The 25,613-nt window shown below is 72.0% G+C and carries 24 protein-coding genes and 2 pseudogenes; 16 read left to right on the top strand and 10 right to left on the bottom strand.

Translation table 11 applies throughout. From position 1 onward, the window contains the following. The 13 genes and pseudogenes from ACZ4SA_RS18855 (at nt 1) to ACZ4SA_RS18795 (ending at nt 13,695) form a co-directional block, all read left to right on the top strand. The gene (locus ACZ4SA_RS18855; RefSeq protein WP_468275670.1) at nt 1–1,299 is read left to right on the top strand and encodes a PucR family transcriptional regulator; all 1,299 of its coding nucleotides are present in this window, start codon (nt 1–3) and stop codon (nt 1,297–1,299) included. After that, nucleotides 1,296–1,991, top strand: coding sequence for a TetR/AcrR family transcriptional regulator (locus tag ACZ4SA_RS18850; protein WP_468275668.1), 696 nt, complete (start codon nt 1,296–1,298; stop codon nt 1,989–1,991). The genes ACZ4SA_RS18855 and ACZ4SA_RS18850 overlap by 4 nt, the downstream gene beginning before the upstream one ends. A gap of 129 nt (nt 1,992–2,120) precedes the next feature. Then, the gene (locus tag ACZ4SA_RS18845; protein ID WP_468275665.1) at nt 2,121–2,771 is read left to right on the top strand and encodes a TetR/AcrR family transcriptional regulator; all 651 of its coding nucleotides are present in this window, start codon (nt 2,121–2,123) and stop codon (nt 2,769–2,771) included. A gap of 357 nt (nt 2,772–3,128) precedes the next feature. After that, nucleotides 3,129–3,503: a DUF485 domain-containing protein gene (locus ACZ4SA_RS18840; protein WP_468275659.1), complete on the top strand. Its 375-nt coding sequence runs from the start codon at nt 3,129–3,131 to the stop codon at nt 3,501–3,503. Then, on the top strand, nt 3,500–5,176 hold the full coding sequence (locus ACZ4SA_RS18835; RefSeq protein ID WP_468275658.1) for a solute symporter family protein: 1,677 nt from the start codon (nt 3,500–3,502) through the stop codon (nt 5,174–5,176). The genes ACZ4SA_RS18840 and ACZ4SA_RS18835 overlap by 4 nt, the downstream gene beginning before the upstream one ends. Further along, nucleotides 5,098–5,327, top strand: a pseudogene (locus ACZ4SA_RS18830) (IS5 family transposase); the annotation flags it as partial. The gene ACZ4SA_RS18835 and the pseudogene ACZ4SA_RS18830, both read left to right, overlap by 79 nt. Nucleotides 5,328–5,435: 108 nt before the next feature. Then, nucleotides 5,436–5,936 (top strand): Lrp/AsnC family transcriptional regulator, encoded by a 501-nt coding sequence (locus ACZ4SA_RS18825; protein ID WP_468275777.1) that lies wholly within the window; start codon nt 5,436–5,438, stop codon nt 5,934–5,936. 472 nt (nt 5,937–6,408) lie between these two features. Continuing rightward, nucleotides 6,409–7,242 (top strand): dimethylargininase, encoded by an 834-nt coding sequence (ddaH, locus tag ACZ4SA_RS18820; protein WP_468275656.1) that lies wholly within the window; start codon nt 6,409–6,411, stop codon nt 7,240–7,242. Continuing rightward, on the top strand, nt 7,239–8,462 hold the full coding sequence (rocD, locus tag ACZ4SA_RS18815) for an ornithine--oxo-acid transaminase (protein WP_468275653.1): 1,224 nt from the start codon (nt 7,239–7,241) through the stop codon (nt 8,460–8,462). The genes ddaH and rocD overlap by 4 nt, the downstream gene beginning before the upstream one ends. A gap of 127 nt (nt 8,463–8,589) precedes the next feature. Next, on the top strand, nt 8,590–9,426 hold the full coding sequence (locus ACZ4SA_RS18810) for a M55 family metallopeptidase (protein ID WP_468275651.1): 837 nt from the start codon (nt 8,590–8,592) through the stop codon (nt 9,424–9,426). After that, nucleotides 9,419–10,765 carry a M20/M25/M40 family metallo-hydrolase gene (locus ACZ4SA_RS18805; RefSeq protein WP_468275649.1) on the top strand — a complete coding sequence of 449 codons (1,347 nt, stop codon included), beginning with the start codon at nt 9,419–9,421 and terminating at the stop codon, nt 10,763–10,765. Before ACZ4SA_RS18810 ends, ACZ4SA_RS18805 begins: the two co-directional genes overlap by 8 nt. Before the next feature lie 9 nt (nt 10,766–10,774). Continuing rightward, the gene (locus tag ACZ4SA_RS18800; protein ID WP_468275646.1) at nt 10,775–12,769 is read left to right on the top strand and encodes a S9 family peptidase; all 1,995 of its coding nucleotides are present in this window, start codon (nt 10,775–10,777) and stop codon (nt 12,767–12,769) included. Then, nucleotides 12,766–13,695 (top strand): S66 peptidase family protein, encoded by a 930-nt coding sequence (locus ACZ4SA_RS18795; RefSeq protein WP_468275640.1) that lies wholly within the window; start codon nt 12,766–12,768, stop codon nt 13,693–13,695. The genes ACZ4SA_RS18800 and ACZ4SA_RS18795 overlap by 4 nt, the downstream gene beginning before the upstream one ends. 211 nt (nt 13,696–13,906) lie before the next feature. Here ACZ4SA_RS18795 and ACZ4SA_RS18790 read toward each other — a convergent pair. The 5 genes and pseudogenes from ACZ4SA_RS18790 to ACZ4SA_RS18770 form a co-directional block, all read right to left on the bottom strand. Beyond that, nucleotides 13,907–14,338, bottom strand: a pseudogene (locus ACZ4SA_RS18790) (zinc-binding dehydrogenase); the annotation flags it as partial. Between the two features lie 146 nt (nt 14,339–14,484). Next, nucleotides 14,485–15,315, bottom strand: a complete 831-nt coding sequence (locus ACZ4SA_RS18785) for a class I SAM-dependent methyltransferase (RefSeq protein WP_468275639.1) — start codon at nt 15,313–15,315, stop codon at nt 14,485–14,487. A 143-nt stretch (nt 15,316–15,458) separates the two neighbouring features. Next, on the bottom strand, nt 15,459–16,526 hold the full coding sequence (locus ACZ4SA_RS18780; RefSeq protein WP_468275637.1) for an adenosine deaminase: 1,068 nt from the start codon (nt 16,524–16,526) through the stop codon (nt 15,459–15,461). A gap of 70 nt (nt 16,527–16,596) precedes the next feature. Further along, nucleotides 16,597–17,340, bottom strand: coding sequence for a GntR family transcriptional regulator (locus ACZ4SA_RS18775; RefSeq protein WP_468275634.1), 744 nt, complete (start codon nt 17,338–17,340; stop codon nt 16,597–16,599). 418 nt (nt 17,341–17,758) lie between these two features. Beyond that, nucleotides 17,759–18,097 (bottom strand): DUF6204 family protein, encoded by a 339-nt coding sequence (locus tag ACZ4SA_RS18770; RefSeq protein WP_468275775.1) that lies wholly within the window; start codon nt 18,095–18,097, stop codon nt 17,759–17,761. Between the two features lie 249 nt (nt 18,098–18,346). Between ACZ4SA_RS18770 and ACZ4SA_RS18765 the strand changes: the two genes are divergently transcribed. Continuing rightward, entirely contained in the window at nt 18,347–18,589 is a 243-nt protein-coding gene (locus tag ACZ4SA_RS18765; RefSeq protein WP_468275632.1) for a hypothetical protein, read from the top strand. A 30-nt stretch (nt 18,590–18,619) separates the two neighbouring features. Here the strand turns inward: ACZ4SA_RS18765 and ACZ4SA_RS18760 are convergent, their stop codons facing one another. The 3 genes from ACZ4SA_RS18760 to ACZ4SA_RS18750 all read right to left on the bottom strand — a co-directional run bounded on the left by ACZ4SA_RS18760 (nt 18,620) and on the right by ACZ4SA_RS18750 (nt 21,548). Beyond that, a complete protein-coding gene (locus ACZ4SA_RS18760; protein WP_468275630.1) occupies nt 18,620–18,973 on the bottom strand; it encodes a VOC family protein in 354 nt (117 codons plus the stop codon). 155 nt (nt 18,974–19,128) lie between these two features. Beyond that, entirely contained in the window at nt 19,129–19,938 is an 810-nt protein-coding gene (locus ACZ4SA_RS18755; RefSeq protein WP_468275628.1) for a class I SAM-dependent methyltransferase, read from the bottom strand. 107 nt (nt 19,939–20,045) lie between these two features. Continuing rightward, nucleotides 20,046–21,548 (bottom strand): phosphatase PAP2 family protein, encoded by a 1,503-nt coding sequence (locus ACZ4SA_RS18750; RefSeq protein ID WP_468275625.1) that lies wholly within the window; start codon nt 21,546–21,548, stop codon nt 20,046–20,048. Nucleotides 21,549–21,712: 164 nt separating this feature from the next. On the opposite strand from ACZ4SA_RS18750, the gene ACZ4SA_RS18745 reads away from it, so the two are divergent. Both ACZ4SA_RS18745 and ACZ4SA_RS18740 read left to right on the top strand, forming a co-directional pair. After that, complete coding sequence (locus ACZ4SA_RS18745) at nt 21,713–22,930, top strand: aminotransferase class I/II-fold pyridoxal phosphate-dependent enzyme (RefSeq protein WP_468275623.1); 1,218 nt, start codon at nt 21,713–21,715, stop codon at nt 22,928–22,930. A 170-nt stretch (nt 22,931–23,100) separates the two neighbouring features. Continuing rightward, entirely contained in the window at nt 23,101–24,129 is a 1,029-nt protein-coding gene (locus tag ACZ4SA_RS18740) for an MBL fold metallo-hydrolase (RefSeq protein WP_468275621.1), read from the top strand. On the opposite strand, the gene ACZ4SA_RS18735 is transcribed toward ACZ4SA_RS18740, so the two are convergent. Beyond that, the gene (locus tag ACZ4SA_RS18735; protein ID WP_468275619.1) at nt 24,109–24,774 is read right to left on the bottom strand and encodes a DedA family protein; all 666 of its coding nucleotides are present in this window, start codon (nt 24,772–24,774) and stop codon (nt 24,109–24,111) included. The genes ACZ4SA_RS18740 and ACZ4SA_RS18735 overlap by 21 nt on opposite strands. Next, nucleotides 24,771–25,553 carry an MBL fold metallo-hydrolase gene (locus ACZ4SA_RS18730; protein ID WP_468275617.1) on the bottom strand — a complete coding sequence of 261 codons (783 nt, stop codon included), beginning with the start codon at nt 25,551–25,553 and terminating at the stop codon, nt 24,771–24,773. Before ACZ4SA_RS18730 ends, ACZ4SA_RS18735 begins: the two co-directional genes overlap by 4 nt. Nucleotides 25,554–25,613: the final 60 nt, after the last annotated feature.

Here is a 25,613-nt window from a genome sequence, read left to right as displayed (position 1 = left end):
ATGCCTCCCGCGATCGTTCCGAGTGTGCCGCCCCTGACCGAGCAGCTGCGCCGCGAGCGGCTGCGGATCCTGTGCGCCATGAAGGAGCGCGTGGAGCAGGTGACGGAGTCCGCGCTTGCGATGATGCGCGCCGAGATCCCCGCCTACGCGGTGCAGGACGAGCACTTCTTCGAGGACGTGCGTCACCAGGTGCTCTCGCACTACCGGGTCCAGCTGGCGCTGCTGGCGGGCGAGCGGAGCTTCGCCTCCGAGGAGTTGGCCTTCAGCCGCGCGGCGGCGATGCGCAGGGCCCGCGAGGGGTTCGCGCTGGAGGACTACATCAGCGCGTTCCGGGTCGGCCGGCAGGTCTTCTGGGAGGCCCTGCGCGACTGCGCGGGCCCGTCGGCCGCCGGGCAGGACGCCGTGCTCACCCTGGTCGCCCCGCTGATGCGGTACATGGACTTCGCCAGCACCCAGGCAGCACAGGCCTACCTGGAGTTCCAGCAGTACGTCGTGGCCGACGCGGACCGCGAGCGCAGGGACCTGCTCGAGCAACTGCTCGCCGGCCACATGCCCGCCCGGGGGCCTCTCCTGGCCGCGGCACAGGCCTACGGCATCGGTGCGCACCTGCCGATGATGGTGGTCGTGGCGGTCGGCGTCGACGGCGCCCGGCACGGGGGAGCGGACACGGCGGCCGAGAGCGGGTACATCACCAGCGCGGCGATCTCCGCCGCCGGCGTGCGGGCCGCCAGAGTCCTGGTGGTCGTGCGGCACGGCGAGGTCGTGGCCGTGCCGGTGCTGCGCACGGGCACGGAGCCGGACGAGATATGCGCGCGCTTCGAAGAGGCGCAGCGTCACCTGGCCCGGGACGGAACGGTCCTGGCGATGGGGATCAGCACGGTGGCCGGGGGAACGGCCGAACTGCCGCGTGCCTACCAGGAGGCCAGAGCCGCCCTGGAGTTCGTACCCAGCGGGGGAGGGGTGGCGGCGCTACCGCGGCTGTCTCCGTTCCAGTACCTCGCCCTGCGCGCGGACGCCATCGCCCGCCAGCTGGTCGACCCGCGGATCAGCGCCCTGCTCGATGAGGACGTCCGGCGCGGGGGTTCGCTCGCGGCCACGGTACGGGCGTTCGCCGATGCAGATCTGAACCTGAGGCTGGCGGCGGAGCGGCTGCAGGTGCACCACAACACGGCGCACTACCGGTTGCGCCGCATCGAGGAACGCACCGGGCGTAACCCGCGCCGGATCGCCGATCTGCTGGAACTGCTGGTCGCTCTCGCCATCCGCGACGCGCCCTGGGAAACGGAGGACGTGCAGTGAGCCAAACTCGTCCGGAGCCGACGGCCGGTTCACCGGAGGTGTCGGCGAAGACCGTGGCGGAGGGGGTGGAGGCCGCGGCGGAGACGACGGTGCAGACTCCCGCAGACGCCGCGGCCGCCGCCGAAGTCCCGGTGCGGCGCGCGTTGCTGGACGCGGCGCTCGATGTGTTCACCGAGCGCGGCTACGGCAACGCGAGCGTGACGGAGATCGCGGCGCGTTCGGGCATCGCCGTCGGCAGCCTCTTCCACCACTACGGGGGCAAGAGGGGCCTGTACCTGGCGTTGTGGGAGGAGTTCCAGGAAGAGCAGGAGCAGCGGACCGCGGCGGTGGTGGCGGCAGCGCGGCAGCACGGCGTGACCGACCCGATGGCACTGTTCCTCGCGGGAGCGAGGGCGTATCTCGAGGGCGCCTGGGTGCGCCGGCGTATGGGCAGGTTGCTGCAGCAGGAGGACGGCCCGGCCGGTTTCGGCGCGCTGCGGCGGCAGTGGGACCGCTCGTGGGTACGGCGCAACGCCAAGCTGCTCAAGGTGGATGAGACGCGGCGCGTCGGCCGAGTCCGGGGCGTCGTGCTGACCAGGGTGATCAGGGGTGCCGCCGAAGAGCTGAGCGACTGCGCGGACATGGCCGAGGCCCAGGAGATCATCGAGGAAGTCCTCGGCATCCTGGCGCACCTGTCGGAGCCCCCCGGGTGACCGGCGCGCCACCAGGGGGCATCCACTCAGACGGTGTAACGGTTTCCGAACGATGTTCGGTTAGGTGTAGGATGAAACCAGAAGCAGGGCGCTGCCGACTGTGGCGCCTCACGGTGTGGGGGTGCATCGGTGGGCCGACCGACCAAGCCGATTCTCAGTCGCGGGCGCATCTGCGCCGCGGCGCTGGCGATCGTGGACCAGGACGGGCTTGCCGAACTCTCGATGCGCAGGCTCGCACGGGAACTCGGAGTTCAGGTCTCCTCGCTCTACGAGCACGTCAAGACCAAGGACGACGTCCTCCACGAAGTCGCCAACACCATCATGGAGGACGTGGACGTCTCCGGCTTCGAGACCGGCGACTGGCGACACGGCGTGGCCTCCTGGGCCCGGTCCTACCGTGCCGCGCTGGCTGCGCATCCTCAGATCGTCCCGTTCCTGGCCTATGGCCCCGCCCGCCGTGAGGCCTCTCTGCGGCGCGCTGACGCCGTTCATGGCGGTCTCGTGGGCGCCGGCTGGCCGCCACGCTATGCCACATTGATCGGTGCCTCGACCAAGTACCTGGTGGTCGGATCCGCGATGAGTTCGTTCGCCGGGGGGTTCGACGACGACGTCCAGATCTACGTCGAGCGCTATCCACACCTCGCGGGGGCCCACCGCCTGCGCGGCCGCGCAGGCGTGATCGACCGGGACAGCTTCGAACTCGCCCTGGAGATGTTCCTCGACGGCCTCACCGCACTGCACGCCCGTGTCGCTGTGCCTACGGAGCCCGCCGGGCCCTGATCTCCCGCAGGATCGCAGCCGACCCCGGGCCGGCGCGGAGGGCGACTCGCCGGCGACGTCTTGCTCTGCACGGTGGGCACCTCTAGGCTCCCCAACCGAACGCTGTTCGGTATTGTTCCGGTGCCGCGCGGCGCATCTTTCGCTTGCCCTGGTTCGACGGCGGCCGCCCGTGAACCGGAGGACCGTGGTCGACTTCCCTCGCTGATCGAGGAGATCAGGACCCCCAAGGGCTGAGCACGTCACTGCGACACGGCTCGGACACCGAGGCGTGCCCTGGCGGGGACCGACCCGGTCGACCGCCCTGCGGTGACGTCTCGCCCTCGACGCGGCCTGCAGCCAAGAGGAGTTGATGTCGTCTTGACCAGTCCCTTTGAGCCGTTCGAACGACCGCGATCGTACGTCGGCAGCCCCTACGTGCACCCGCCTTACGCCGAGCCGGCTCCCCCGACGGGGGTGGAACGGTTGCGCGCGGAGCGCCGCTCCAGGGTCCTTCCCGTTGCCGCCGCCGTGGTCGGCTTCTATCTGCTCAACGCCCTTCTGGCCAATGTGGCCGGCGGGTTGATGGCCGTGAGGCTGGTCGGCCACCTGAACCTCGGGCTCGCTCTGGCGCTTCTGCAGTGCGCCACCACGCTCCTCGTGTGCCGTTGGTACGCGCGTTACGCCCGCACCACCCTGGATCCGCTGGCCGAGAGCGTGCGGGCCGGGCTCGAACCAAAAGGGAGACTTCGGTGAGCGCCTCTCAGCTTTCCGCCCAGATTGCTCACAACGGAACAACCCTGATCGTCTTCGCCGTCTTTGTCGTCTGCGTCATTCTCATCGCCTTGTGGGGTGCGGCGGACAGCGACACCCCCCGCCGCTTCTTCGTCAGCGGCCGCGAACTGCCCTCCGCGCGCAACGGGATCGCCCTGTTCGGCGACTTCATCTCCGCAGCGACGCTTCTTGGCACTCCGGGACTGATTGCACTGGCCGGCTTCGACGGCATCCCGTATCTGGTGGGGCCCGTCGTGGTCTGGGCCGTCATTCTGCTGGTGATCGCCGAGCCGTTCCACAACACCGGCAGCTATACGGTGGGCGACGCGCTGGCGCGCCGGCTGCGGCCGCGGCCCGTCCATCTGGCCATGGGCCTCGCCACGTTGGTGATCTCGCTGTTCTACCTCACCGCCCAACTCGTGGGTGCCGGTGCGCTCGCGGCACCTCTGCTGGGCATATCCGGCGAGGCGGCCCAGAACTACCTGATGGTCTTCCTCGGCGTCCTGATGATCATCTACGTGGCCCTCAGCGGTATGCACGGCGCCACGCTCGTACAGTTGCTCAAGGCGGCCGTCCTGCTGATCGCGAGCATCTTCCTGGCAGGGCTCGTGCTGGCGAAGTTCCATTGGAACCCCAGTGACCTGCTGGGAACCGCGGCCCGCCGCAGCGGCGTCGGCGAGAACTTCCTCGCCCCCGGCGCCCGCGCCCAGGGCACCGGCACCGAGGCGCTGGACAGAGTGAGCCTCCAACTCGGGGCCCTGATCGGCGCCGCCGGACTCCCACACATCCTGATGCGCATGTCTGTGGTGCGCTCCGCGCGCGCCGCGCGGCGTTCAGTGCAGTGGACAGCGGTTCTGACGTGCGTGTTCTGTGTGACCGCGGGGATTTTGGGATTCGGCGCCGCGGCGGTTCTCGGCCCGGAGACCATCGTCGCCGGGAGCCCCTCGGGGAACACGGCCACCCTGCTGCTCGCCCACTCCCTCGGCGGCTCGTGGATGCTCACCGTCATGGCCTGCGTGGCGTTCGCCACGATCCTGGCCGTTGTTGCGGGCATCGCCCTCGCGGCAGCGACATCCGTGGCGCACGACCTCTACGGCGCGGTGCTCAAACGGGGACGCGCGACCGAGGAGAAGGAACTGATGGTCGCCCGCTGGGCAGTCGTGCTGATCGGTTGCGCCGCGGTGGGCCTGTCCCTGCGCGCCGAGCGCCTCAACGTCTCCTTCGCCGCCGGGCTGGCGTTCTGCGTCGCGGCTTCGGCGATTCTTCCCGCGCTGCTGTACGGCCTCTACTGGCGGAGCTTCACCACCACCGGCGCGCTGTGGAGCATCTACGGCGGGCTGGTTTCCTCGGTGGTCCTGGCCCTGCTGTCCCCGGCGGTTTCGGGAGGCCCGACCGCGCTGTTCCCGGACATGGACTTCAACCTGTTCCCCTTGCAGTACCCGACCATCGTCTCCGCTCCCCTGGGATTCTTCCTGGGATGGCTCGGTTCGGTGCTGGGGAGGGAAAAGCCGGACCCGGCCACGTACTCCGCGCTCGAGTTGCGCACGCTCGCGAGCGCGGACGACACCTCGGTCTGTTCCGGCGCTGGCGGCGGGACGGCACCTGGCACCGCATCTTCACGCAGTTGCAGGCCCGGGCCGACGCCGAAGGGCTGATCACCTGGGACGTCTCGGTGGACTCGACCATCGCCCGCGCCCACCAGCACGCGGCGGGTGCCCGCAAAAAGGGGATCTGCAGGTCGAGCCGCCCGGTGGTGTCTTCACCGAGCCCGACGACCACGGGCTCGGACGCTCCCGGGGCGGGCTGCCGGGCCCCGGCAGGGGACGCCCTGCGCCTCCTGCCGGTGGAGGTGCAGGCCATGCCCGTATTCCGGTAGGGTCCGCGCGCGACAGGGCCGTCCGAAGGATCACCGATATGACAAACAAATCCGCGTCGTTCGACGAGCTGGACCGCAAGATCGTCGCCGCCCTCGTCGCTAACGCCCGGACGAGTTTCACGGAGATCGGCGCCGCGATCGGGCTCTCGTCCACGGCCGTCAAACGCCGCGTCGACCGGATGCGCGAGAACGACATCATCACCGGGTTCACCACCACCGTGCGCCCGGCGGCGCTGGGCTGGCGGACCGAGGCGTACGTGGAGGTGTACTGCGACAGCGCCGCTCCGCCCCGGCGGCTCGCCGAGGTCGTGCGCAACCATCCGGAGATCACGGCCGCGATGACGGTGACCGGCGGCGCGGACGCGCTGCTGCACGTACGGGCGACGGACGTCGAGCACTTCGAGGAAGTGCTCGAACGCATCAGGTCCGAGCCGTTCATCCGCAAGACGATCAGCTACATGGTCCTGTCGCACCTGCTGACCGGCAGCCCGGAGGCCGGCGCCGGCCGCGCCGCCACCTCGGGCGACGCCGACATGTGACAGCCCGGGGCCCCGGCCCGGACAGCCGCCCGCGTCAGCGTCCCCCGCATGTCGCCAACAGCCGCAGCATCGCGCCGCCCCGTCACCGCCGACGACCTCGCCCGGGCCGTTCAGCTCGCCGTCGCCGCCCTCCGCGCGGTTCCCCCGGCCTCCTGGGACGGCAAGGCCGGCACGCTGGAGTGGGCGCCGCCCCCTGGCTTGCCCTGCTGTGGTGCACAGGCCGCTCCGACCTGCCGGAACGCTCCCGCCCGACCACCTGGCGCTGGTACGGCGCGCCTGCCGAGCAGCCGGAAAGGGCGGTGTGAGCCGACGGGCGACGCAAAACGCCGCCGAACGGCTCTATGACGCAGCATTCCTGCGTATACGCGCAGCACTTGTTCCTTGTCGCCCTAACCTCCCGATTCCTACCGTGGAGACGTCACCGGTCGTCACCGGTCGTCACCGGCCATCTCAGGAAGCGGGAGGATCCCGGGTGCCACCCAGCCGCGTGCCTCGCCCCAGGCGTTATCTGGTCTGCGAACCCCGTTACTTCGACGTGAAGTACGCCATCAATCCGTGGATGAGCGAGCACACAGAGGTCGATCTTGATCTCGCCCGGTCCCAGTGGACCGCGCTCGCCGACACCTATCGCGCCCTCGGCCACAAGGTCGAGAGCGTCGAGCCGCACGCCGAACTGCCCGACATGGTGTTCGCCGCCAACTCGGCGCTCGTCCTGGACGGCAAGGTCTTCGGCTCCCGTTTCCACGCACCGCAGCGCCGGCCGGAGGAGGAGGAGTACGCGGCCTGGTTCAAGGTCAACGGGTTCGACGTGCACCGGCCCGCATCCGTGGTCGAGGGGGAGGGCGACCTCGTGCCCGTCGGCGGCTACGTGCTGGCCGGCACCGGCTTCCGCACCACCGTCGAGGCACACCGCGAGGTGCAGGAGTTCTTCGGCGTGCCGGTGATCGGCCTCCAGCTGGTCGACCCGTACTTCTACCACCTCGACACGGCTCTGTTCGTCCTCGACGACGGGCACGAGGACCCGCACACGGCGAACATCGCCTACTACCCGGAGGCCTTCTCACCGGGCAGCCTTGCGGTGCTGCGGCGGCTCTTCCCGGAGGCCGTCGTCGCCACCCGCGACGACGCCATGGCCTTCGGTCTCAACTCCGTCTCCGACGGCCGTCATGTCGTCGTCGCCCCGCAGGCGGAGGCCCTCGTCGGACAGCTCGCCGCGCGCGGCTACGAACCCGTCCCCGTCGACATGTCCGAATTCCACAAGGCCGGCGGCGGCATCAAGTGCTGCACTCAGGAGATCCGCGCATGACGCTCACCCCCGTACGCACCCAGCGCTCCTCCGAGGAGCTGATCCGCGCCGAGGACACGGCGCTGGCGCACAACTACCACCCGCTGCCCGTCGTCGTCGCCCGCGCGGAAGGCGTATGGGTCGAGGACGTCGAGGGCCGCCGCTACCTCGACATGCTGGCCGGCTACTCGGCACTCAACTTCGGTCACCGCCACCCCGGCCTCGTCGCCGCCGCCCACCGCCAGCTCGACGAGCTCACCCTCACCTCGCGCGCCTTCCACAACGACAGACTCGCCGGCTTCGCCGAAGGCCTCGCCGAGCTCACCGGCCTCGAGATGACCCTGCCGATGAACACCGGCGCGGAGGCGGTCGAGAGCGCCGTCAAGGTCGCCCGCAAGTGGGCGTACGAGGTGAAGGGCGTCGCCCCGGACCGGGCGACGATCATCGTGGCCGACGGCAACTTCCACGGCCGCACCACCACCATCGTCAGCTTCTCCACCGACGAGACGGCGCGCGGCGGCTTCGGACCGTTCACCCCCGGCTTCCGCATCGTGCCGTACAACGACCCGGCCGCCCTCGAGAACGCCATCGACGAGACAACGGCCGCCGTGCTCATCGAGCCGATCCAGGGTGAGGCCGGCGTCCTCATCCCCGACGACGGCTACCTGGCCGGCGTCCGCGACCTGACCCGGCGGGCCGGCTGTCTGTTCATCGCGGACGAGATCCAGTCCGGTCTCGGCCGCACCGGAACCACCCTCGCCGTCGACCACGAGTCCGTGCTGCCGGACATGCTGCTGCTCGGCAAGGCGCTCGGCGGAGGCATCGTCCCCGTCTCCGCGGTCGTCGCCCGCCGCGACGTCCTCGGTGTGCTGCGCCCGGGCGAGCACGGCTCCACGTTCGGCGGCAACCCGCTGTCCGCTGCGGTCGGTTCGGCCGTGGTGGACCTGCTGGCCACCGGCGAGTTCCAGCGCAGGGCCACCGAGCTGGGCGGGGTGCTGCGCGACGGCCTCGCCGCACTCGTCGGCAAGGGCGTCGTCGGCTTCCGCGCGCGGGGCCTGTGGGCCGGCGTCGACGTGGACCCGGCCATCGGCACCGGCCGGGAGATCAGCGAACGGCTGATGGCCGAGGGCATCCTCGTCAAGGACACCCACGGCTCCACGATCCGCATCGCCCCGCCGCTGACCATCACCCGGGAGGAACTCGGGTCGGCTCTCGCCTCCTTGGAGAAGATCCTCGGCTGACCACCCGCCCGCCCCGGGCCTCCCGCACCACGGGTCCGGGGCGCGTGTCAACAGGCCCTCCGGTCCACGGCCACGCTGTCGTAAGGTGCACTTCTGGCAGCGTGGCCGAGGCGGAACGGAGAGAGCTGTGAAGATCCTCATCAGCGCCGACATGGAGGGCGCCACGGGGGTGACATGGCCCGCCGACGTGCTGCCCGGTACACCCCAGTGGGAGCGCTGCCGGTCCATGTTCACCTCGGACGTGAACGCGGCCGTCCTCGGGTTCTTCGACGGCGGCGCCGACGAGGTGCTCATCAACGAGGCGCACTGGACCATGCGCAACCTCCTCCTCGAAGAACTCGACGAACGCGCCCAGATGCTCACCGGCCGTCACAAGTCGCTGTCCATGGTCGAAGGCGTCCAGCACGGTGATGTCGACGGCATCGCCTTCGTCGGCTACCACACCGGTGCCGGCACGGAAGGCGTCCTCGCCCACACCTACCTCGCGAACTCCATCACGGGCGTCTGGCTGAACGGCGTCCGCGCCGGCGAGGGCCTGCTCAACGCCCGCGTCGTGGCCGAGTACGGCGTCCCCGTCGTCCTCGTCACCGGAGACGACCTGACCTGCGAGGACGCGCTCGGCTACGCGCCCGGGGCGCTCAAGGTCGCCGTGAAGGACCATGTGTCCCGCTACGCGGCCGTCTGCCGCGCCCCGGCCCGCACCGCGGCCGACATCCGGGCCGCGGCGAAGGAGGCCGCCGCGCTCGCCGTTCGCCACGACCCCGCCGAGGGCGGTCCCTTCACCGTGGAGGTCGAGTTCGACGCCGAGCACCTCGCCGCCGCAGCCACCGTCGTCCCCGGAGTCGCCAGAGCGCCGGGCGAGCGGCGCGTCGTCTACACCAGCGGGACGATGTACGAGGGCATCCGCACATTCAAGGCGGTCACGACGATCGTCTCCGCCGCCGTGGAGGAGCAGTATGGCTGACGTGACCGAAACCACCATCGACGCCCGTGCCCTCGACGAGGTGGTGACGTTCACCTCCGAACTCATCCGCATCGACACCACCAACCGGGGCGGCGGCGACTGCCGGGAGCGGCCCGCGGCCGAGTACGTCGCGGAGCGGCTGGTCAACGCGGGACTCGAACCGGTCCTGCTGGAGCGCACCCCCGGCCGCACCAATGTGGTGGCCCGCTACGAGGGCTGGGACCCGGGAGCCGACGCGCTGCTCGTCCACGGCCACCTCGACGTGGTCCCCGCGGAGCCCGACGACTGGACCGTGCACCCCTTCTCCGGAGAGGTTCGCGACGGTGTCGTCTGGGGCCGTGGCGCGGTCGACATGAAGAACATGGACGCGATGGTCCTGTCGGTCGTGCGTGCGTGGGCCAGGCACGGCATCAGGCCCCGTCGTGACATCGTCATCGCGTACACCGCCGACGAGGAGGCCAGCGCGGCCGACGGCTCGGGCTTCCTCGCCGCCGAGCACCCGGAGCTCTTCGAGGGCTGCACCGAAGGCATCAGTGAATCCGGCGCCTACACCTTCCACGCCGGACCCGGCCTGGCCCTGTACCCCGTCGCGGCCGGCGAACGCGGCACGGCATGGATGAAGCTCACCGCGGACGGCAGGGCCGGACACGGCTCCAAGGTCAACCGGGAGAACGCGGTGACCAGGCTCGCCGCCGCCGTCGCCCGGATCGGCGAGCACCGGTGGCCGGTCCGGCTCACCCCGACCGTGAAGGCGGCGCTGCTCGAGCTCGCCGCGCTGCACGGCATCGACCTGACCGCGGCCACCCTCGAAGCCCGAGGGTTCGACGTCGACGAGCTGCTCCACAAACTCGGCCCGGCCGCCAAGCTCGTCGAGGCGACGGTACGCAACAGCTCCAACCCGACCGTGCTGGAAGCCGGCTACAAGGTCAATGTGATCCCGGGGACCGCCTCCGCCTTCGTGGACGGCCGGATCCTTCCCGGCACCGACGACGAGTTCCACGCCACGATGGACGCGCTCACCGGCCCGGACGTCCACTGGGAGTTCGACCACAACGAGATCGCCCTCCAGGCGCCGGTGGACTCCCCGACCTTCGCCAAACTGCGCGCCGCCCTCGAAGCGTTCGACCCCGCCGCGCACGTGGTCCCGTTCTGCATGTCGGGCGGCACCGACGCGAAGCAGTTCGCCCGCCTCGGCATCACCGGCTACGGCTTCTCGCCGCTGAAGCTGCCGCCCGGCTTCGACTACCAGGCCCTCTTCCACGGGGTCGACGAACGCGTCCCCGTCGACGCGCTCCACTTCGGTGTCCGGGTCCTCGACCACTATCTGCAGTCCGCCTAGGGGGCGAGCATGGTACCCACCGGTGCTTACGGAACCTGGCCGTCGCCGATCGACGCCGCACTCGCCGCCTCGCACGACGGGCACCCGGAGTATCTCGGCGTGGTCGGCGACGAGGTGTGGTGGACCGCCCCGCGCCCCGCGGAGGGCGGCAGACGCGCCCTGGTGCGGCTGCGGGCCGACGGCGGCGAGGAATCGGTACTCCCCGCGCCGTGGAACGTGCGCAGCCGGGTCATGGAGTACGGCGGCATGCCATGGGCCGGCGCTCCCCGCGAAGGGCAGGGCCCGCTCGTGGTGTTCGTGCACTTCGCCGACCAGCGGCTGTACGCCTGCGAACCCGACCTGCCGGGCGCCGAGCCCCGCCCCCTGACCCCGGTCTCCGCAGTCGGCGGACTGCGCTGGGCCGACCTCCAGCTGCGGCCGGAGCGCGGCGAAGTCTGGTGCGTCCTGGAGGAGTTCACCGGCCCGGCGCCCACCGACGTACGACGTGTGATCGCCGCCGTACCCCTGGACGGCTCGGCTGCCGGCGACCGGTCGGCGGTACGGGAACTCAGCGACGACCGGCACCGTTTCGTCACCGGGCCGCGGCTCTCGCCCGACCGGACCAAGGCGGCCTGGATCGCCTGGGACCATCCGCAGATGCCGTGGGACGCCACGGTCGTGATGCTCGGCGAGGTCACGGACAACGGCCCGTTCGCAGCCGTCCGGCCGGTGACCGGCGGCAGCGACGAGTCGGTCGCCCAGGTCGAATGGGCCCCGGACGGCTCACTGCTGTTCACCGCCGACCGCACCGGCTGGTGGGAGCTGCAGCGCGTCACACCCGACGCACCCGGCTCCGACAGGCGCACCCCGCTGTGCCCGGGCCGCGGCGAGGAGTTCGGCGGGCCGCTGTGGAAAGTCGGCTCCCAGTGGTTCCGGCCGCTGGAGAGCGGACTGATCGCCGCCATCCACGGCACGGGCGCCACAGCGCTGGGCATACTCGACCCCGAGACCGGCGAACTCGTCGACGCCGCGGGGCCCTGGAGCGAATGGGCGCCGACGCTCGCCGTGCACGGCGACCGGGTGATCGGCGTCGCGGCCAGCCCGCGCAGCGCCTACGAGATCGTGGAGCTCGACACACGTACCGGTCACACCCGCGTGATCGGCAGCCCGCACGACGACCCCGTCGACCCGGCCTACTACCCCGAGCCGCAGATCCGGACCTTCACCGGCCCCGACCACCGCGAGATCCACGCCCATATCTACCCGCCGCACAGCCCCGACCGGGTGGCGCCCGACGACGAACTGCCGCCCTATGTGGTGTGGGCGCACGGCGGCCCGACCGGCCGGGCAGGACTCGTACTGGACCTGGAGATCGCGTACTTCACCTCCCGAGGCATCGGCGTCGCGGAGGTCAACTACGGCGGCTCCACCGGTTACGGCCGCGAGTACCGCGAACGGCTGCGCGAACAGTGGGGCGTCGTCGACGTCGAGGACTGCGCGGCCGTCGCCCTGTCGCTGGCCGACGAGGGCACGGCGGACCCCGACCGGCTCGCGATCCGCGGCGGCAGCGCCGGAGGCTGGACCGCGGCCGTCTCCCTCGCCACCACCGACGTGTACACCTGCGGAACGATCATCTACCCGATCCTCGACCTGCTCTCCTGGGCCACGGGTGAGACGCACGACTTCGAGTCGCAGTACCTGGAGTCGCTGATCGGCCCGCTCTCCGAAGTGCCGGGACGCTACCGGGACCGCTCGCCCGTCACCCACGTCGACCGCATCACCGCGCCCTTCCTGCTGCTGCAGGGCCTCGACGACGTGATCTGCCCGCCGGTGCAGTGCGAACGGTTCCTCGAGCAGATGGCGGGCCGTCAGGTCGCCCACGCCTACATCGCCTTCGAGGGCGAGGGCCACGGATTCCGCAGGGCAGACACGATGATCCGCGCCCTGGAGGCCGAACTGTCCCTCTACGCCCAGACCTTCGGCATCGCCCGCCCCGACGTACCGCTGCTGGAGCTGAGGAAATGACGTCACCGACCAGGCCGCCGCGGCTGCGGGCAGGGGACCGGGTCGCCGTCGTCGCGCCCAGCGGTCCCGTACCCGACGAGCGCCTCGACGCCGGGCTGGACATCCTGCGCGGCTGGGACCTCGAGCCCGTGGTCATGCCCCATGTGCGCGAAACCCACCCGGAGCTGGGCTATCTGGCGGGGGCGGACGAGGCGCGCGCCCGCGATCTGACGCAAGCCTGGTGCGACCCGTCGGTGTCCGCCGTCATCTGCGCCCGCGGCGGATACGGCGCCCAGCGCATGGTCGACCTGGCCGACTGGACCGCGATGCGGGCGGCCGGCCCCAAGGTCTTCGTCGGCTACAGCGACATCACCGCGCTCCACGAGGCCTTCGCCGTACGGCTGGGCCTGGCCACCCTGCACGGCCCGATGGTCGGCGCCGTGACCTTCCTGAAGGATGTCGCCACACAGCAGTCGCTGCGGGCCACGCTCTTCGAACCGGAGACGGTGCAGTCCCTGACCGGTCTCGCGAGCGCCCGCACGATGGTGCCCGGCCGGGCGAGCGGCGTCACCTTCGGCGGCTGCCTCAGCCTCCTCGCCGCCGACCTGGGAACACCGCACGGCCGCCCGTCCGGACGGGGCGGGCTGCTGCTCATCGAGGACATCGGCGAGGAGGACTACCGCCTGGACCGGATCCTCACCCAACTGCTGCGTTCCGGACGGCTGGACGGCGTCGCGGGCGTGGTGCTCGGCTCATGGACGGAGTGCGGCCCGTACGAGCAGGTGCGGGCGGTGCTGTTCGACCGGCTGGGCGCGCTCGGTGTGCCGATCGTCGAGGAGTTCGGCTTCGGGCACGGCGAGACGACGCTGACGATGCCGCTGGGAGTGCCGGCCGTCCTGGACGCGGACGAGCGGACGCTGACGCTCGAGGATCCGGCACTGGTCTGACGCGGGGCGGGGGGTCACGGCGCGCCGGGCAGCGGTGGCCTTCTCCGCTCCCGGGGCCGGGCCTCCCCGTCGGGTGCCCGGGGCCGGGGCCGTCGCCCGTCCGGTCAGTCCGCCGCCACCGAGAGCACGATCTTGCCCCGCGTGCGGCCGGCCTCACCAGGCGGTGGGCGTCGGCCGAGCGTTCCAGCGGCAGCACCGTCTCGACGACGGGCCGCAGCCTGCCCTCCTCGGCCGGCCGGGCGAACGCCCGCATCCCCGTGGAGTCGGGTTCCCCCAGCGTGAACCCGGTACGGACGCCCTCCGTGCCGGCCTCCTCGGCGGCGGGCACGTCGTCGGGGGAGGGTAGCGTGACGAGGGTGCCGCCGGCACGCAGCACCTGCAGGGACCGGACCCCGTAGTCGCCACCGACGGCGTCGAGGACCACGTCGACGCTCCGCCCGAGCCGTTCGGCGAAGCCCTCACCGGTGTAGTCGATCGCCTCGTCGGCGCCCAGTTCCTTGAGCAGCGCGTGCTTGTCCTCCCTGGCGCTCGCGATGACGTACGCGCCGCGGGCTGCGGTGATCTGTACTGCGAGATGCCCGACACCTCCCGCGGCGGCGTGGATCAGGACCTGCTGACCGGCGTCGAGGCCCGCGGTCTCCACCAGGGCCTGCCAGGCGGTGAGGCCGGCCGGCGGCAGCGCGGCGGCCTCCGCGTGCGTGAGGCCTGCGGGCGGGCCAGGTGCCCGCGCAGCCGGAAGTCACCGCATCACCCGTGTGACGGCCGCTCGTTGACGAGCGCAGGTGGATGTCACGGCCGGCCTTCCGGACGGTGTCCCCAGGCGGTGAGCATGCCGGGTGAATGGCCGCAGAAGCCTGGTGCGGCCAGGCAGCGCAAGGCGTCGTCGAGCGTGGTGCCGTCCACCAGTCCCGTCGCGATCATCGAGGCACGGGCCCGGCCCCAGGTTTCGACCCAGAACCGGCTGATGGCGCTGCCGGGCAGGAGCGGCGGCACGTAGATCTCCGCCGCGACGGACTCCAGCGAGGCCGCCTCCAGCAGCCACGGGCAGTCGGGCACCCATGTCACGTCGGTGCCGATGGTGTCGCGCAGGCCCTGCCACATGGCGCGCATGGCGGAGGTGAACGAGCCGGCGGGGGCGCCGGCTGTCGTCAGGTCCACCGCGTCGGACACCACCAGGACTCCTCCCGGTGCGAGCATGTCCGCCAGCCTGGCGACCATGCGCCCGGGGTCGGGCAGGTGCATGAGGACGAACCGGGCATGCACGAGGTCGAAGACTCCGGGCGCGAAGCCGTCCGTGGTGATGTCCGTTTCGAGGACGGTCAGGCCCCGGGGCGGATCGGCGGCCAGGAAGCGTACGTCCCGGTCCGCGGCCACCACCTCGTCCGCCCCTGCCTCCAGCAGCGCCCGCGCCACGGTGCCGGTACCGGCACCGACGTCGAGACAGCGCCGGCCCGGACCGGCCCCCAGCTCGCGCAGCCGGGCCATGGTCGTGGCGTCGTAGGCGAGCGCCCCGAGGTCGATCCGATCGGCCTCGCCCTCGTCCTGTGGGCGGAAGACCTGCTCGCCGTAGCGGGACCCGCCCAGGGCCCGCGCGTCGCTCCTGGAGGAGGCGTGTGCCATGACCTCATTGTCGCGCCGGCCGCACTGCCCGGCCTGCCGGCCGCACCGCCCGCCCGGCAGCCTCCGGCCGACGGGCCCGACGGGCCCGACGGGCCCGACGGGCCGACGGAGCGCCCGGCGCGGACGCCCGAGGCCGCCCGTGGTCAGCCGCGCAGGGCCGCGTAGCCCGGGCGGATCACCTCGTCGATCAGGCGCTGCCGCTCCGGCAGGGGCAGGAACGCCGACTCGGCCGCCGCGACCGTGAACTCCTCGAACACCTCGGAGCCGTAGCCGAAGGCGTCCACCATGTGCCCGAATTCCTGGCTCATGGTGGTCCCGGAGACCAGACGGTTGTCGGTGTTGAGCGTGACGCGGAAACCGAGGCGACGCAGCAGGTCAACGGGGTGCGTGTCGTAGGACTTCGCCGCGCCGGTCTGGAGGTTGGAGGTCGGGCACACCTCGAGGGCGATGCGGTTGTCGCGCACGTACGAGGCGAGGTGGCCGAGGGTGGCCGTGCCGTCGTCGTGGACCTGGATGTCGTCCGTGATACGGACGCCGTGGCCGATGCGCTCGGCGCCGCAGACCTGGACGGCCTCGTGGATCGACTCGGCGCCGACCGCCTCGCCTGCGTGGATCGTGAAGTGGCAGTTGTGACGCTTGAGGTGCCGGAAGGCGGCCAGGTGACGGGCCGGCGGGTTGCCGATCTCGCCGCCCGCGATGTCGAAGCCGGCGACCCCGAGCTCGCGGTGCGCGACCGTCAACTCGGCTATCTCGAGGGAGCGTTCGGTGTGCCGCATGCCGGTGAGCAGTGCCCGCACGGTGACCCGCCCGCCGGTGCGCCGCTCGCCCTCGCGCAGGCCGGCGTTGACCGCCTCCACGACCTCGTCCAGGGTGAGCCCGCGCTCCTGGTGCTGCTCGGGCGCGTACCGCACCTCGGCGTACACGACGCCGTCGGCCGCCAGATCCTCCGCGCACTCGGCGGCGATGCGCTCGAGGGCCTCGCGCGTCTGCATCACGGCGCACGTGTGCGCGAAGGTCTCCAGGTACCTCTCCAGCGACCCGGAATCCGCGGCGTCCCGGAACCACACCGCGAGCGCGTCCGGGTCCTCGGTGGGCAGGTTCTGGTAGCCGCACTCGCGGGCGAGCTCGATGATGGTGGCGGGGCGCAGACCGCCGTCGAGGTGGTCATGCAGGACGACCTTGGGTGCGCGCAGGATGTCAGACAAGTACATCCGGGGAGTGTACGGCAAGGAAACGTTCCCCGTAACAGTGTCCTCGCGGACGCGCCCCCGCAGCGCCCCTTCAGTGCGACAGCACCGGAAGCGCCGCCACTCCCGTCGGCAGCATGTGCTTCGCCGCCAGCACCGGTGTCTCCCCGGCGCGCACCACCTGTGTCACCAGCACCGCCGGTGTGTCCGCCGCCCGGCCCAGTTGTTCCCCGCGGCGGCGCCCCAGCAGCGTGGCGCTGATGCCGCTGTGCGCGGTCAGGGGCACGCCCCGGGAGGCGGCGGTCAGGACCGAGAGCATCGACGTGGCGGGCGGAGCGGCCTTCAGGGCATGCGCGAACGACGGGTGGGCCGCCTCGAGGGTCTCCTCGGCGGCCGCCCACTCGTGGCTGAGCGCCGCCGCGGAGCCGTCGCCCGAGAGCAGTGACTCCCAGAACCGGAGCTCGGCTCCGGCCGCGGCGAGCAGATGCTGTGTGGTGAAGTCCGTCGGCTCCTCCGTCGTCCGCAACAGCGGTCGCACCCGGAGTGGCGAGCCGGTGGACAGCAGTTGCTCCAGCGGCTGGATGTTCTCGTAGCCGCGCCGGAGCGGACGGTCGTTGACGGTCCGGCCGACACCGCGGCGCACCGACAGCAGGCCGTCCTCCTGGAGCAGCAGCAGCGCTTCGCGCAGCGCGGGGCGGCTGACTCCCAGTTCGGAAGCGAGCCGGGGCTCGGAGGGCAGGGTGGACCCCGGCGGGTAGACGCCGTCGCGGATGGCGTCCGCAATCCGCTCGTACAGGACGACGACCGGTCGGCGCTGCCGCCCGCTGACTGCTGCCACTGACTCTCCTCGGCTCATTGATCAGCACGGTAAGCGGCGGTTGCTTGTCTGACAAGCTGGGGTGTGCCCGTTCGGATGCAACGGCAGCCGGACGCAACTGCCCCGCACGGCGCACGGCTGGGCCGGCCTGATGTCCCGAACGGCCGCCCCCTGCCTTGTCACCGGCGAACGCGTCGGGTTGCGCCCCTTCACCTAGGGCGTGTTTCGAAAGTAGCGTCGTCCGCCCGCAGGGCGGGGCCCGCGGCGTCTGGTGCGTGCGATCGCAAGGCGGAGGATCATCCTCGTACTGGACGTACCTGGATGACTCCGACAACGCAGCGAGTGTGCGTGCCAGGCGTCGTGGGCCAGGCGGGACTTTCGAAACACGCCCTAGGACGGCGCCGCATTCGATCACCCGTGAGATGACGGACCGGGCGCGTCAGCGACGGCCCTTGTAGTTGATCTTCATGGTGTCCATGTCCGTCACCGTCGACTTCAGTTCGCGGAAGCCGTGCCCGAGCGCCGCCAGCGCCCTCTCTGCGCGGTCCTCGGCGATCGCCGCGGCCATCTCCTCGCCGTCCGCCGCGTCCGAGACGACGACGAAGCGGTACGAGAAGTGCTTGAGCCCGCTGTCGTAGGTGAGCGAGCCCTCCTCGGTGAAGCGCATCTGCGCCAGCCCGTGCTCCTCCACCTGCGCGAGCAGCGCCGCGCGCCCCTCGCCGGTCAGCCCCTCCCAGGTGCCGCGCACAATCACCCGGTACGTGTGCTGCGTGCTCATCTCCGCCGCCGTTTTCGTCGCCACTGTGTCGACGATCGAGACTACGGCGGCCGGCGCACGGCGCCCACTCAATATCGCCTCGCCCCCAGTGGCTTCGACCGCAGCCGCCTCCGCCCGTGCGGGTCGGCTTTTGCCGAAGCCTGTTGTGCGAAGCCCCTGGCCCGCGCGTGGACTTGGTTGTTCCATGGTCGGCGGGACGCGTCGGCCGGACAAGGTACCGACCGCCCGCGCGAGCGAGGCGAGGTTGCCTTGGCCACCACTGCGCGCCGTACCGTACTGATCCTGCCTGCTGCCCCGCTGGGCGGGCCGAACCCACTGCCCGCCCTGCGGCCCCTCGACGAGGTGCACACCCTCGACGAGCGTGCGAAGCAGGACCTGCCGAGGGACATGGCCCGCCAGATCGGCGCGGAGATCCTGGGCGAGGTGTGGTCCGAGCTCACCGACGAACCGCTGCCGGACGCCTACGACTACCGGATGCGTCCGCAGGACTGAGCGGAGCCATCGCGGGGGATCGGCGCAGGTTCAGGCGGCGGGCTTCCGGTCGACGTACTCGAAGACGGACCCGTCGGGATGGACGGCGATCAGGTTGCGGCCCACCGGAGTCTCCACCGGACCCGCGAGGATCTGTGCGCCGACCTCGGTGAGTGTGGCGCGGGCGTCCTCGATGTCCTTGACGGCGATGGTGGCAGACACCTTCCGGAGGATCTCCAGCTCCGATTCCGGTCCGCTCATCAGCAGGAAGCAGCCGACAGCGGCCACCGAGACCCCGCCGCGCTCGAAACGGAGCGGCGGGGCGCCGGTGAGGCGTTCGTAGAAGACGGCGGAGCTGTCCAGGTCGTCGACGCAGATGCGCAGGGTGGTTCCGAGGATCTCCATACGGAGGAGGGTAGTTGGCGCGTGCGCCGGACGGCATCGGCGGTCGCGGACCTGATCCCCGGTCCGGTCGTCAACCCCCGGGCAAGCGCCGGGCCGGTGTTCAAGCCCCGGTCCGGTGGTCAATCCCCGGGCGGGTGTTCAAGCCCGGGCCGGGGTCACACCCGGCAGAGCACCTCGCCGTGCGGAACCAGGAACCAGGCGTCCTCATGCTCGCCCCACGCCCGCCAGGCAGCGGCGATCTCCTCCAGCTGATCCTGCGTGGTGTGGCCTCCTTCCACGGCCAGCTTGGCGTACACCGAGGTGACCGTACGGTCGGCCCACAGGCCGCTCCACCATGTGCGGTCGGCAGGTGTGGCGAAACACCACGTGGCCGCGGAGGGGGTGATGTCGCTGAAGCCGGCCGCCTGCGCCCAGGACAGCAGTCTGCGGCCGGCATCGGGCTCGCCGCCGTTGGCACGGGCCACGCGCCGGTACAGCTCCTGCCACGTGTCCAGCGCCGGTGGCTGCGGGTACCAGGCGAAGGCCCCGTAGTCGCTGTCGCGCGCCGCGACGATTCCGCCGGGGCGGCACACCCGCCGCATCTCGCGCAGCGCCTGCACCGGGTCCCCTACGTGCTGGAGCACCTGATGGGCGTGGACGACGTCGAAGGAGTCGTCCGGGAAGTCCAGGGCGTGGACGTCGGCGATCGCGAAGCGGACGTTGTCCAGCCCGCGTCGGTCCGCACACGCACGCGCCTGCCGCAGTACGTCCTCTGCCGCGTCGACCGCCGTGACCCGGCCCGGTGCCACCAGCTCCGCCAGGTCGGCGGTGATGGTGCCGGGGCCGCAGCCGACGTCCAGAACGTCTTGCCCGGACGTGAGTTCGCCGACCAGATACGCCGCCGAGTTCGCGGCGGTGCGCCAGGTGTGCGAGCGCAGCACGGACTCGTGGTGCCCATGGGTGTAGACGGCGGTCTCCTGCGGCATGACGTCTCCTTCGGCTGAGGCGAGTAACGTCACCGTACGCCGATGTCCCGCATTGCGAGACCTGTTTCTCATCATGTGGGACTGTGTCAGTCCCGCTGCAGCGGCCCCTAGAGCAGTTCCTGCGGCCGGTAGACCGTGAGCGCCTCGACCACCTTGTCCAAGACCAACTCCTCCGGCGCCCGGGCCACTTCGCCGTCGTAGGCCAGCAGCGTCCCCGGGGCCAGCCCGTCGATGCGCAGCTGCCTCAGTTGCCGGGCGGCGTGGACGGGGGAGCGGTTCAGCCTGCCGGCGAGGGCCGCGCCGAGCAGCCGCAGGCCCGGCACGCTGCCACCGTGCACCACCCGCACGTCCAGCAGACCGTCCACCAGGTTGTGGCGGTGGCCGGGTGTCGGGCCGACGCCCTTGTAGATGCCGTTGCCCGCGAACAGCAGCCACATCGGGCGCCGCTTGCCCTGTACGACCGCCTCCAGCGGACGCCTGTCGCGCAGCACCTTCGTCGCCGCCAGCACACCGGCCGGCCAGCCGCCGATCCGCGGCGACCAGCGTTCCCTGATGCGCACCAGGTCCGGATACACGCCGAGGCTGAACGTGTTGAGGAAATAGCCTGGCTCCGGGCTGCCGTCCGGGCCCGGCGTGAACCGTCCCAGGTCGACGCGGACCGCGTCGCCCGCCGCCAGCGCCCGGCAGGTGTCCTGGATGGACTCGATGCCCAGGTCGTACGCGAAATGGTTGAGCGTGCCTCCCGGGAAGACCGCCAGCGGTACGCCGATCCCGGCGGCCACCGCCGCCGCCCGGTTGATCGTCCCGTCACCGCCGAGGATGCCCAGCGCCCGCCCGCGCCCAGCCGCCTTCTCCAACTCGGCCGACAATTCAGCCGGGTCGCACTCGACCACCTCGGCGAGCGGCAGCGCGTCCCGGAGCAGAGGCGCCATGTCGGCGGACCCGGATTCCTTGTTGACGACCACGACCAGGCCCTCGCCGTCCGGCAGCGCCGGCGCGTCGGTGTGCGGCCGGCCCGGCGCCGGCAGTTGCGACCGCGTGGGAACCGCGCCGCGCACCGCGAACGCCGCGCCCACCCCGAGCGCCATGCCGGCGAGCACATCGCTCGGATAATGGACGCCCGTGTACACGCGGGAGAAGGCGACCGACGCGGCGACGGGCGCGACGACCGCGCCCCACCCCTTCGACTCCAGGGCGACGCCGGTCGCGAACGCGGCGGCCGACGCGGCGTGCCCGGAAGGGAACGACGTGGTGAACGGCTGACGCTTCAGCTGCCGTATCACCGGAACCGCGTCGAGCAGCGGCCGCGACCTGCGCACCGAGCGCTTGCCGACCGTGTTGATGACGGCGGAGGCGACGGCGAGGGACGCCACGCCCCGCACCGCCGCGCGGCGGGAGCGGGCCCCGCGCCCCAGCGCGGCGATCCCGGCCGCGGTGCCGAACCAGAGCAGCCCGTGGTTGGCGCTGCGGCTCAGCCTCGGCAGCACCGGCTCCGCGCCCGGCCACTCCCGGCTCGCCACCCCATGCAGGATCCGCCGGTCCCATCCGCCGAGCAGGGCCTTGACCTGCCCGTGGAACGGCTGCTTTCCCTGTGCGTGCTCGTCAGACATGTTCCGCGAGTACCCCGCTGCCGCCCCCACCACGCAGGCCACCCCATGCGTGTCGCACCTCACGGCGTACGGGCCGCCCGCGCGGCGAACAGGACGGATCCTTCGTATAAAGGGCTCGTGGGCCGGGCAGACGATCCGGGGTGCGAGCGGCGGAGGTGGTCGGCATGGCGGCGTCGGATCCGGAAGGCCGGGGGCCGGTCCGTTACGGGCCGCCCGCACCCGACATGGGGCTGCCGGTGCTGCCCGAGCTCGCTGCCGTCGCCGCGGCGGCCGCCGACGTGGCGTCGGTCGAACCGCCCGGTGGCGGGCCGACACTGCGCGAGGCCGCCTGCGGGTACTGGTGGCGGCGGGGACTGCGCAGCCGTCCCGGCGAGGTGATCGCGGCCTCCGGCGCCCAGACCCTTCTCTTCGCGCTGCTCGGCGCGTACGACGGCGACGTACTCATGCCCCGCCCCTGCCCCGCATGGTGGACCCCCCAGGTCCGGCTGCTGGGCCGGCCCGCCTATCACGTGCCGGTCCCGGCGGAGTGCGGCGGCGTGCCGGACCCCTTCGCGCTGCTGGAGACCGTGCGCCGGGTCCGCGTGGAAGGCGGTCGGCCGCGGCTGCTCCTGCTGTCCGTCGCCGACGACCCCACGGCCACCGTCGCCCCTCCGGAGACCGTGCGCGAGGCGTGCGAGGCGGCGATCGACGAGGGGCTGCACATCATCAGCGACGAGACCTGGCGCGACACGGTGCACGAGCCGCACGAGACCGTGCTGGTCAGCCCGGCCGAGATGTGCCCCGAGGACGTGACGGTCCTGAGCGACCTCACGGGTGCGCTCACCCCCTCCTCCTGGCCGGTCGCCGTCGCCCGATTCCCGAGGGGCGAGCGGGGTGCGGCCCGGCGCGCGAGGACACTCGACATTCTCACCGCGCTGGGAGCCGTCGTCCCGGCGCCCGTCGCCGCCGCGGCGGCGCACGCGCTCGACGAGCCGCCCGAGGTCACGGACCGGGCGACGAAGGCGGCCGCGCTGCACGCCCGTGTGGCGGCCGCCGTGCACCGCCTGGTGCTCGAGGCCGGAGCCGTCTCCAGGCCACCGCAGGCCGGCCGCCATCTCTACGCGGACCTGGGCCCGTTGCGCAGCCGCCTCGCGGGGCTGGGCGTCGGCGACTCCATGGAGCTGGAGGACCACATGACCGAACGACTGGGCATGCCGGTGCCCGGCGGTCACCGGTTCGGCGACGAGCTGGGCGCCCTGCACGTACGACTGGACACGGCCCCGTTCCTGGGTGCCGACGCAGCGGAGCGGCTCGAGGCGCTCAACTCTCCGGAGCCACTGGAACTGCCCCAGGTGGCAGAGGCGTTGCGGAATCTCGGAGCGGTTCTCGGCGACCTGCGCTGAGACGGACCGGAACAAGACAGCCCCCAGCAGACACCAACACGGACCGGAACGGGACGGCCCGGAGCAGGACGGATCAGAACGGGACAGTCACGAGCAAGGCAGACAGGAACGGTACAAACCCGAGCAAGACGGACCGCGTCAAGACGGACCTGCGTGGATCGGAGACCCGGATGGCGGAACAGACCGAACGACGGGCGGAGCAGACCTCACCGGCAGCGCACCCGCCGCAGCACCGCTCGCGCCCCCGCCCGCTCTACGAGCACCGCACCTGGCCGAGAGCGTTCGCCGACCGGTTGACGGCCCCGCTGCCCGGCGTGCGCGCCATGGCCAGGTTCGCCAGGGAGGGCGCCGTCCGTCCCGGTCCCGACGGGCTGACGGACATCCCGGCACTGCCGTTCGAGCCGGGACCGCTGCCCGCAGTGGACACGACGACGGTCGCCGTCACCTGGGCCGGTCACGCGAGCTGGGTCCTGCGCATCGGCGGACTCACCGTGCTGACCGACCCCGTCTGGTCGCGCCGCATTCTCGGCACACCCGTCCGGATCACTCCGGTGGGCGTCCGGTGGGAGGATCTGCCTCCCGTCGACGCGGTGGTCGTCAGCCACAACCACTTCGACCATCTCGATGCCCCCACCCTCAAGCGTCTGCCCCGCGACACGTCGCTGTTCGTCCCCGCGGGGCTGGGCCGCTGGTTCAGGCGCCGGCGATTCACGCATGTGACGGAGCTGGACTGGTGGGAGGGCGCGGAACTCGGCGGCGTACGGTTCGACTTCGTCCCGGCGCACCACTGGTCGAAGCGCACCCTGCTCGACACCTGCCGCACGCTGTGGGGCGGCTGGGTCCTCACCGACGCCGACGGCCAGGCTGTGTACTTCGCGGGAGACACCGGATACGGCCACTGGTTCGAGGAGATCGGCCGCCGCCACCCCGGCCTCGACCTGGCACTGCTCCCCATCGGCGCCTACGCGCCGCGCTGGTGGCTCAAGGACGTGCACACCGATCCCGAGGAGGCCGTACGCGCCTTCACCGACCTGGGAGCGAGGAACATGGCGCCCATGCACTGGGCGACGTTCGTGCTCTCGGCGGAGCCGGTGCTGGAGCCGCTGGTGCGGCTGCGGGCGGCATGGGAGCGGACCGGCCGCCCCCGCCACGAGCTGTGGGACCTGCCGGTCGGCGGTTCACGCGTGCTGGCTGTCTGAACCGCCCGCGCCGCGCAGTCTGCGCCACAGCGCCGGTGCCCCGCTGACGGCCACCGCGAGCACGACCGCCGCGACGACGCCCTGCCACGGCTCCGCGAAGAGCGAGCCGCCCAGGATGCCGATCAGCCCGTAGGCCGCCGCCCATGCCAGGCAGGCCGGGGCGTCGCCGCGGACGAACCGGTGCAAGGGCATCTTCGCCAGCAGGCACGCCAGCATGACCGGGATGCGTCCGGCGGGCATGAGCCGGGAGAGCACCAGCACCGTCACACCGTGCTCGTCCAGCTTCTGCTGTGCCTGAGCGAGCCGGTCGGGCGCGGCGCGGCCGCGCAGGGCGGCGAGCCAGCGCGAACCGTTCTTGGAGTTGACGCCGCGCCGCCCCAGCCAGTAGAGCGCCACATCGCCGAGGAACGCGGCCGTCGAGGCCACCAGAAAGACGAACAGCAGGGCGAGCGGAGCGCTCTGGTGGAAGGCCACCACGGCCGCGGAGCTGACGACCGCGCCCGTCGGTACCACCGGCACCAGCGCCCCGAGCGCCACCAGAAGGAACAGTGACGGATAGCCGACGGCCTGCTGGGTCGACTCCGGCGGCAGTTGGCGCGCGACCTCCGACAACTGGCTGAGAACGTAGGGGAGTTCCGCGGTCACCGCGTCTCCTCCGGTCTGACCCGCTCGCCGTGCCCGAGCCGGTGCACCGTCACCTTCGGTGCCAGCTGTGCCGCCTTGCGCACGAACTCGTCGCCGGGCGCGTAGAATTCGTGCGGCCGGATGCCGTCCATCCCGATCGGCCAGTACGTGCCGTAGTGCACGGGAACCGCCGCCCGCGGCGAGAGCGCCGTAAGCGCCTGCGCCGCGCGGCCCGCGTCCAGGTGGCCGTGGCCCAGGTAGGGGCCCCAGCCGCCGACCGGCAGCAGCGCCACGTCGACCGGGCCGACTTCGTCGGCCATCGAGTCGAACAGCCCGGTGTCCCCCGCGAAATACGTGTGCGACGCGCCGCTCACCACGAAGCCGAGCGCCGGGGAACGGTGCGGTCCGAACGGCAGCCGCCGCCCGTCGTGCCGCGCGGGCACGGCTCGTACGAGCAGCTCGCCCACCCGCACCTCGTCGCCGGGAACGACCTCGGTGACCGGCAGCCCCGCCGAGCCGGCGAGCCGCCCCAGCCCCGGCACCGACCGTGCGGCGCCGTGCGGCACGATCAGCCGCGTGCCGGGTGCGAGCCGGGCGAGCGACGCGAGATGGAGGTGGTCGGAGTGCAGATGGGAGACGAGGACCGCGTCGGCGACGGCCGCCTGCGCGGGCGGCAGCGCACCACGGCGCCGGCGCAGATGCGCCAGCCGCCGCACGAACAGCGGGTCGGTCAGCACCCGGGCCCCGGAGTCCTCGATCGTGCAGGTGGCATGACCCCACCAGGTGACCTCCACCGGCACGCGATGCCTCCTCGTTGCGGATCCCCCTACGGTACGAGGGTAGTGGCGGTCCCGGAGCCG

The sequence above is a fragment of the Streptomyces sp. NPDC027962 genome, assembly GCF_055566095.1.
The sequence above is the reverse complement of the archived record's forward strand: the minus strand, read 5'-3'. Positions and strand labels throughout refer to the sequence as shown.

What these genes read in the sequence shown, in the direction of transcription:
- ACZ4SA_RS18855 (WP_468275670.1), top strand. Translation starts at nt 1, where the DNA reads ATGCCTCCCGCGATCGTTCCGAGTGTGCCGCCCCTGACCGAGCAGCTG.
- ACZ4SA_RS18825 (WP_468275777.1), top strand. Translation starts at nt 5,436, where the DNA reads ATGACAAACAAATCCGCGTCGTTCGACGAGCTGGACCGCAAGATCGTC.
- rocD (WP_468275653.1), top strand. Translation starts at nt 7,239, where the DNA reads ATGACGCTCACCCCCGTACGCACCCAGCGCTCCTCCGAGGAGCTGATC.
- ACZ4SA_RS18805 (WP_468275649.1), top strand. Translation starts at nt 9,419, where the DNA reads ATGGCTGACGTGACCGAAACCACCATCGACGCCCGTGCCCTCGACGAG.
- ACZ4SA_RS18800 (WP_468275646.1), top strand. Translation starts at nt 10,775, where the DNA reads ATGGTACCCACCGGTGCTTACGGAACCTGGCCGTCGCCGATCGACGCC.
- ACZ4SA_RS18795 (WP_468275640.1), top strand. Translation starts at nt 12,766, where the DNA reads ATGACGTCACCGACCAGGCCGCCGCGGCTGCGGGCAGGGGACCGGGTC.
- ACZ4SA_RS18785 (WP_468275639.1), bottom strand. Translation starts at nt 15,315, where the DNA reads ATGGCACACGCCTCCTCCAGGAGCGACGCGCGGGCCCTGGGCGGGTCC.
- ACZ4SA_RS18780 (WP_468275637.1), bottom strand. Translation starts at nt 16,526, where the DNA reads ATGTACTTGTCTGACATCCTGCGCGCACCCAAGGTCGTCCTGCATGAC.
- ACZ4SA_RS18770 (WP_468275775.1), bottom strand. Translation starts at nt 18,097, where the DNA reads ATGAGCACGCAGCACACGTACCGGGTGATTGTGCGCGGCACCTGGGAG.
- ACZ4SA_RS18760 (WP_468275630.1), bottom strand. Translation starts at nt 18,973, where the DNA reads ATGGAGATCCTCGGAACCACCCTGCGCATCTGCGTCGACGACCTGGAC.
- ACZ4SA_RS18755 (WP_468275628.1), bottom strand. Translation starts at nt 19,938, where the DNA reads ATGCCGCAGGAGACCGCCGTCTACACCCATGGGCACCACGAGTCCGTG.
- ACZ4SA_RS18750 (WP_468275625.1), bottom strand. Translation starts at nt 21,548, where the DNA reads ATGTCTGACGAGCACGCACAGGGAAAGCAGCCGTTCCACGGGCAGGTC.
- ACZ4SA_RS18745 (WP_468275623.1), top strand. Translation starts at nt 21,713, where the DNA reads ATGGCGGCGTCGGATCCGGAAGGCCGGGGGCCGGTCCGTTACGGGCCG.
- ACZ4SA_RS18740 (WP_468275621.1), top strand. Translation starts at nt 23,101, where the DNA reads ATGGCGGAACAGACCGAACGACGGGCGGAGCAGACCTCACCGGCAGCG.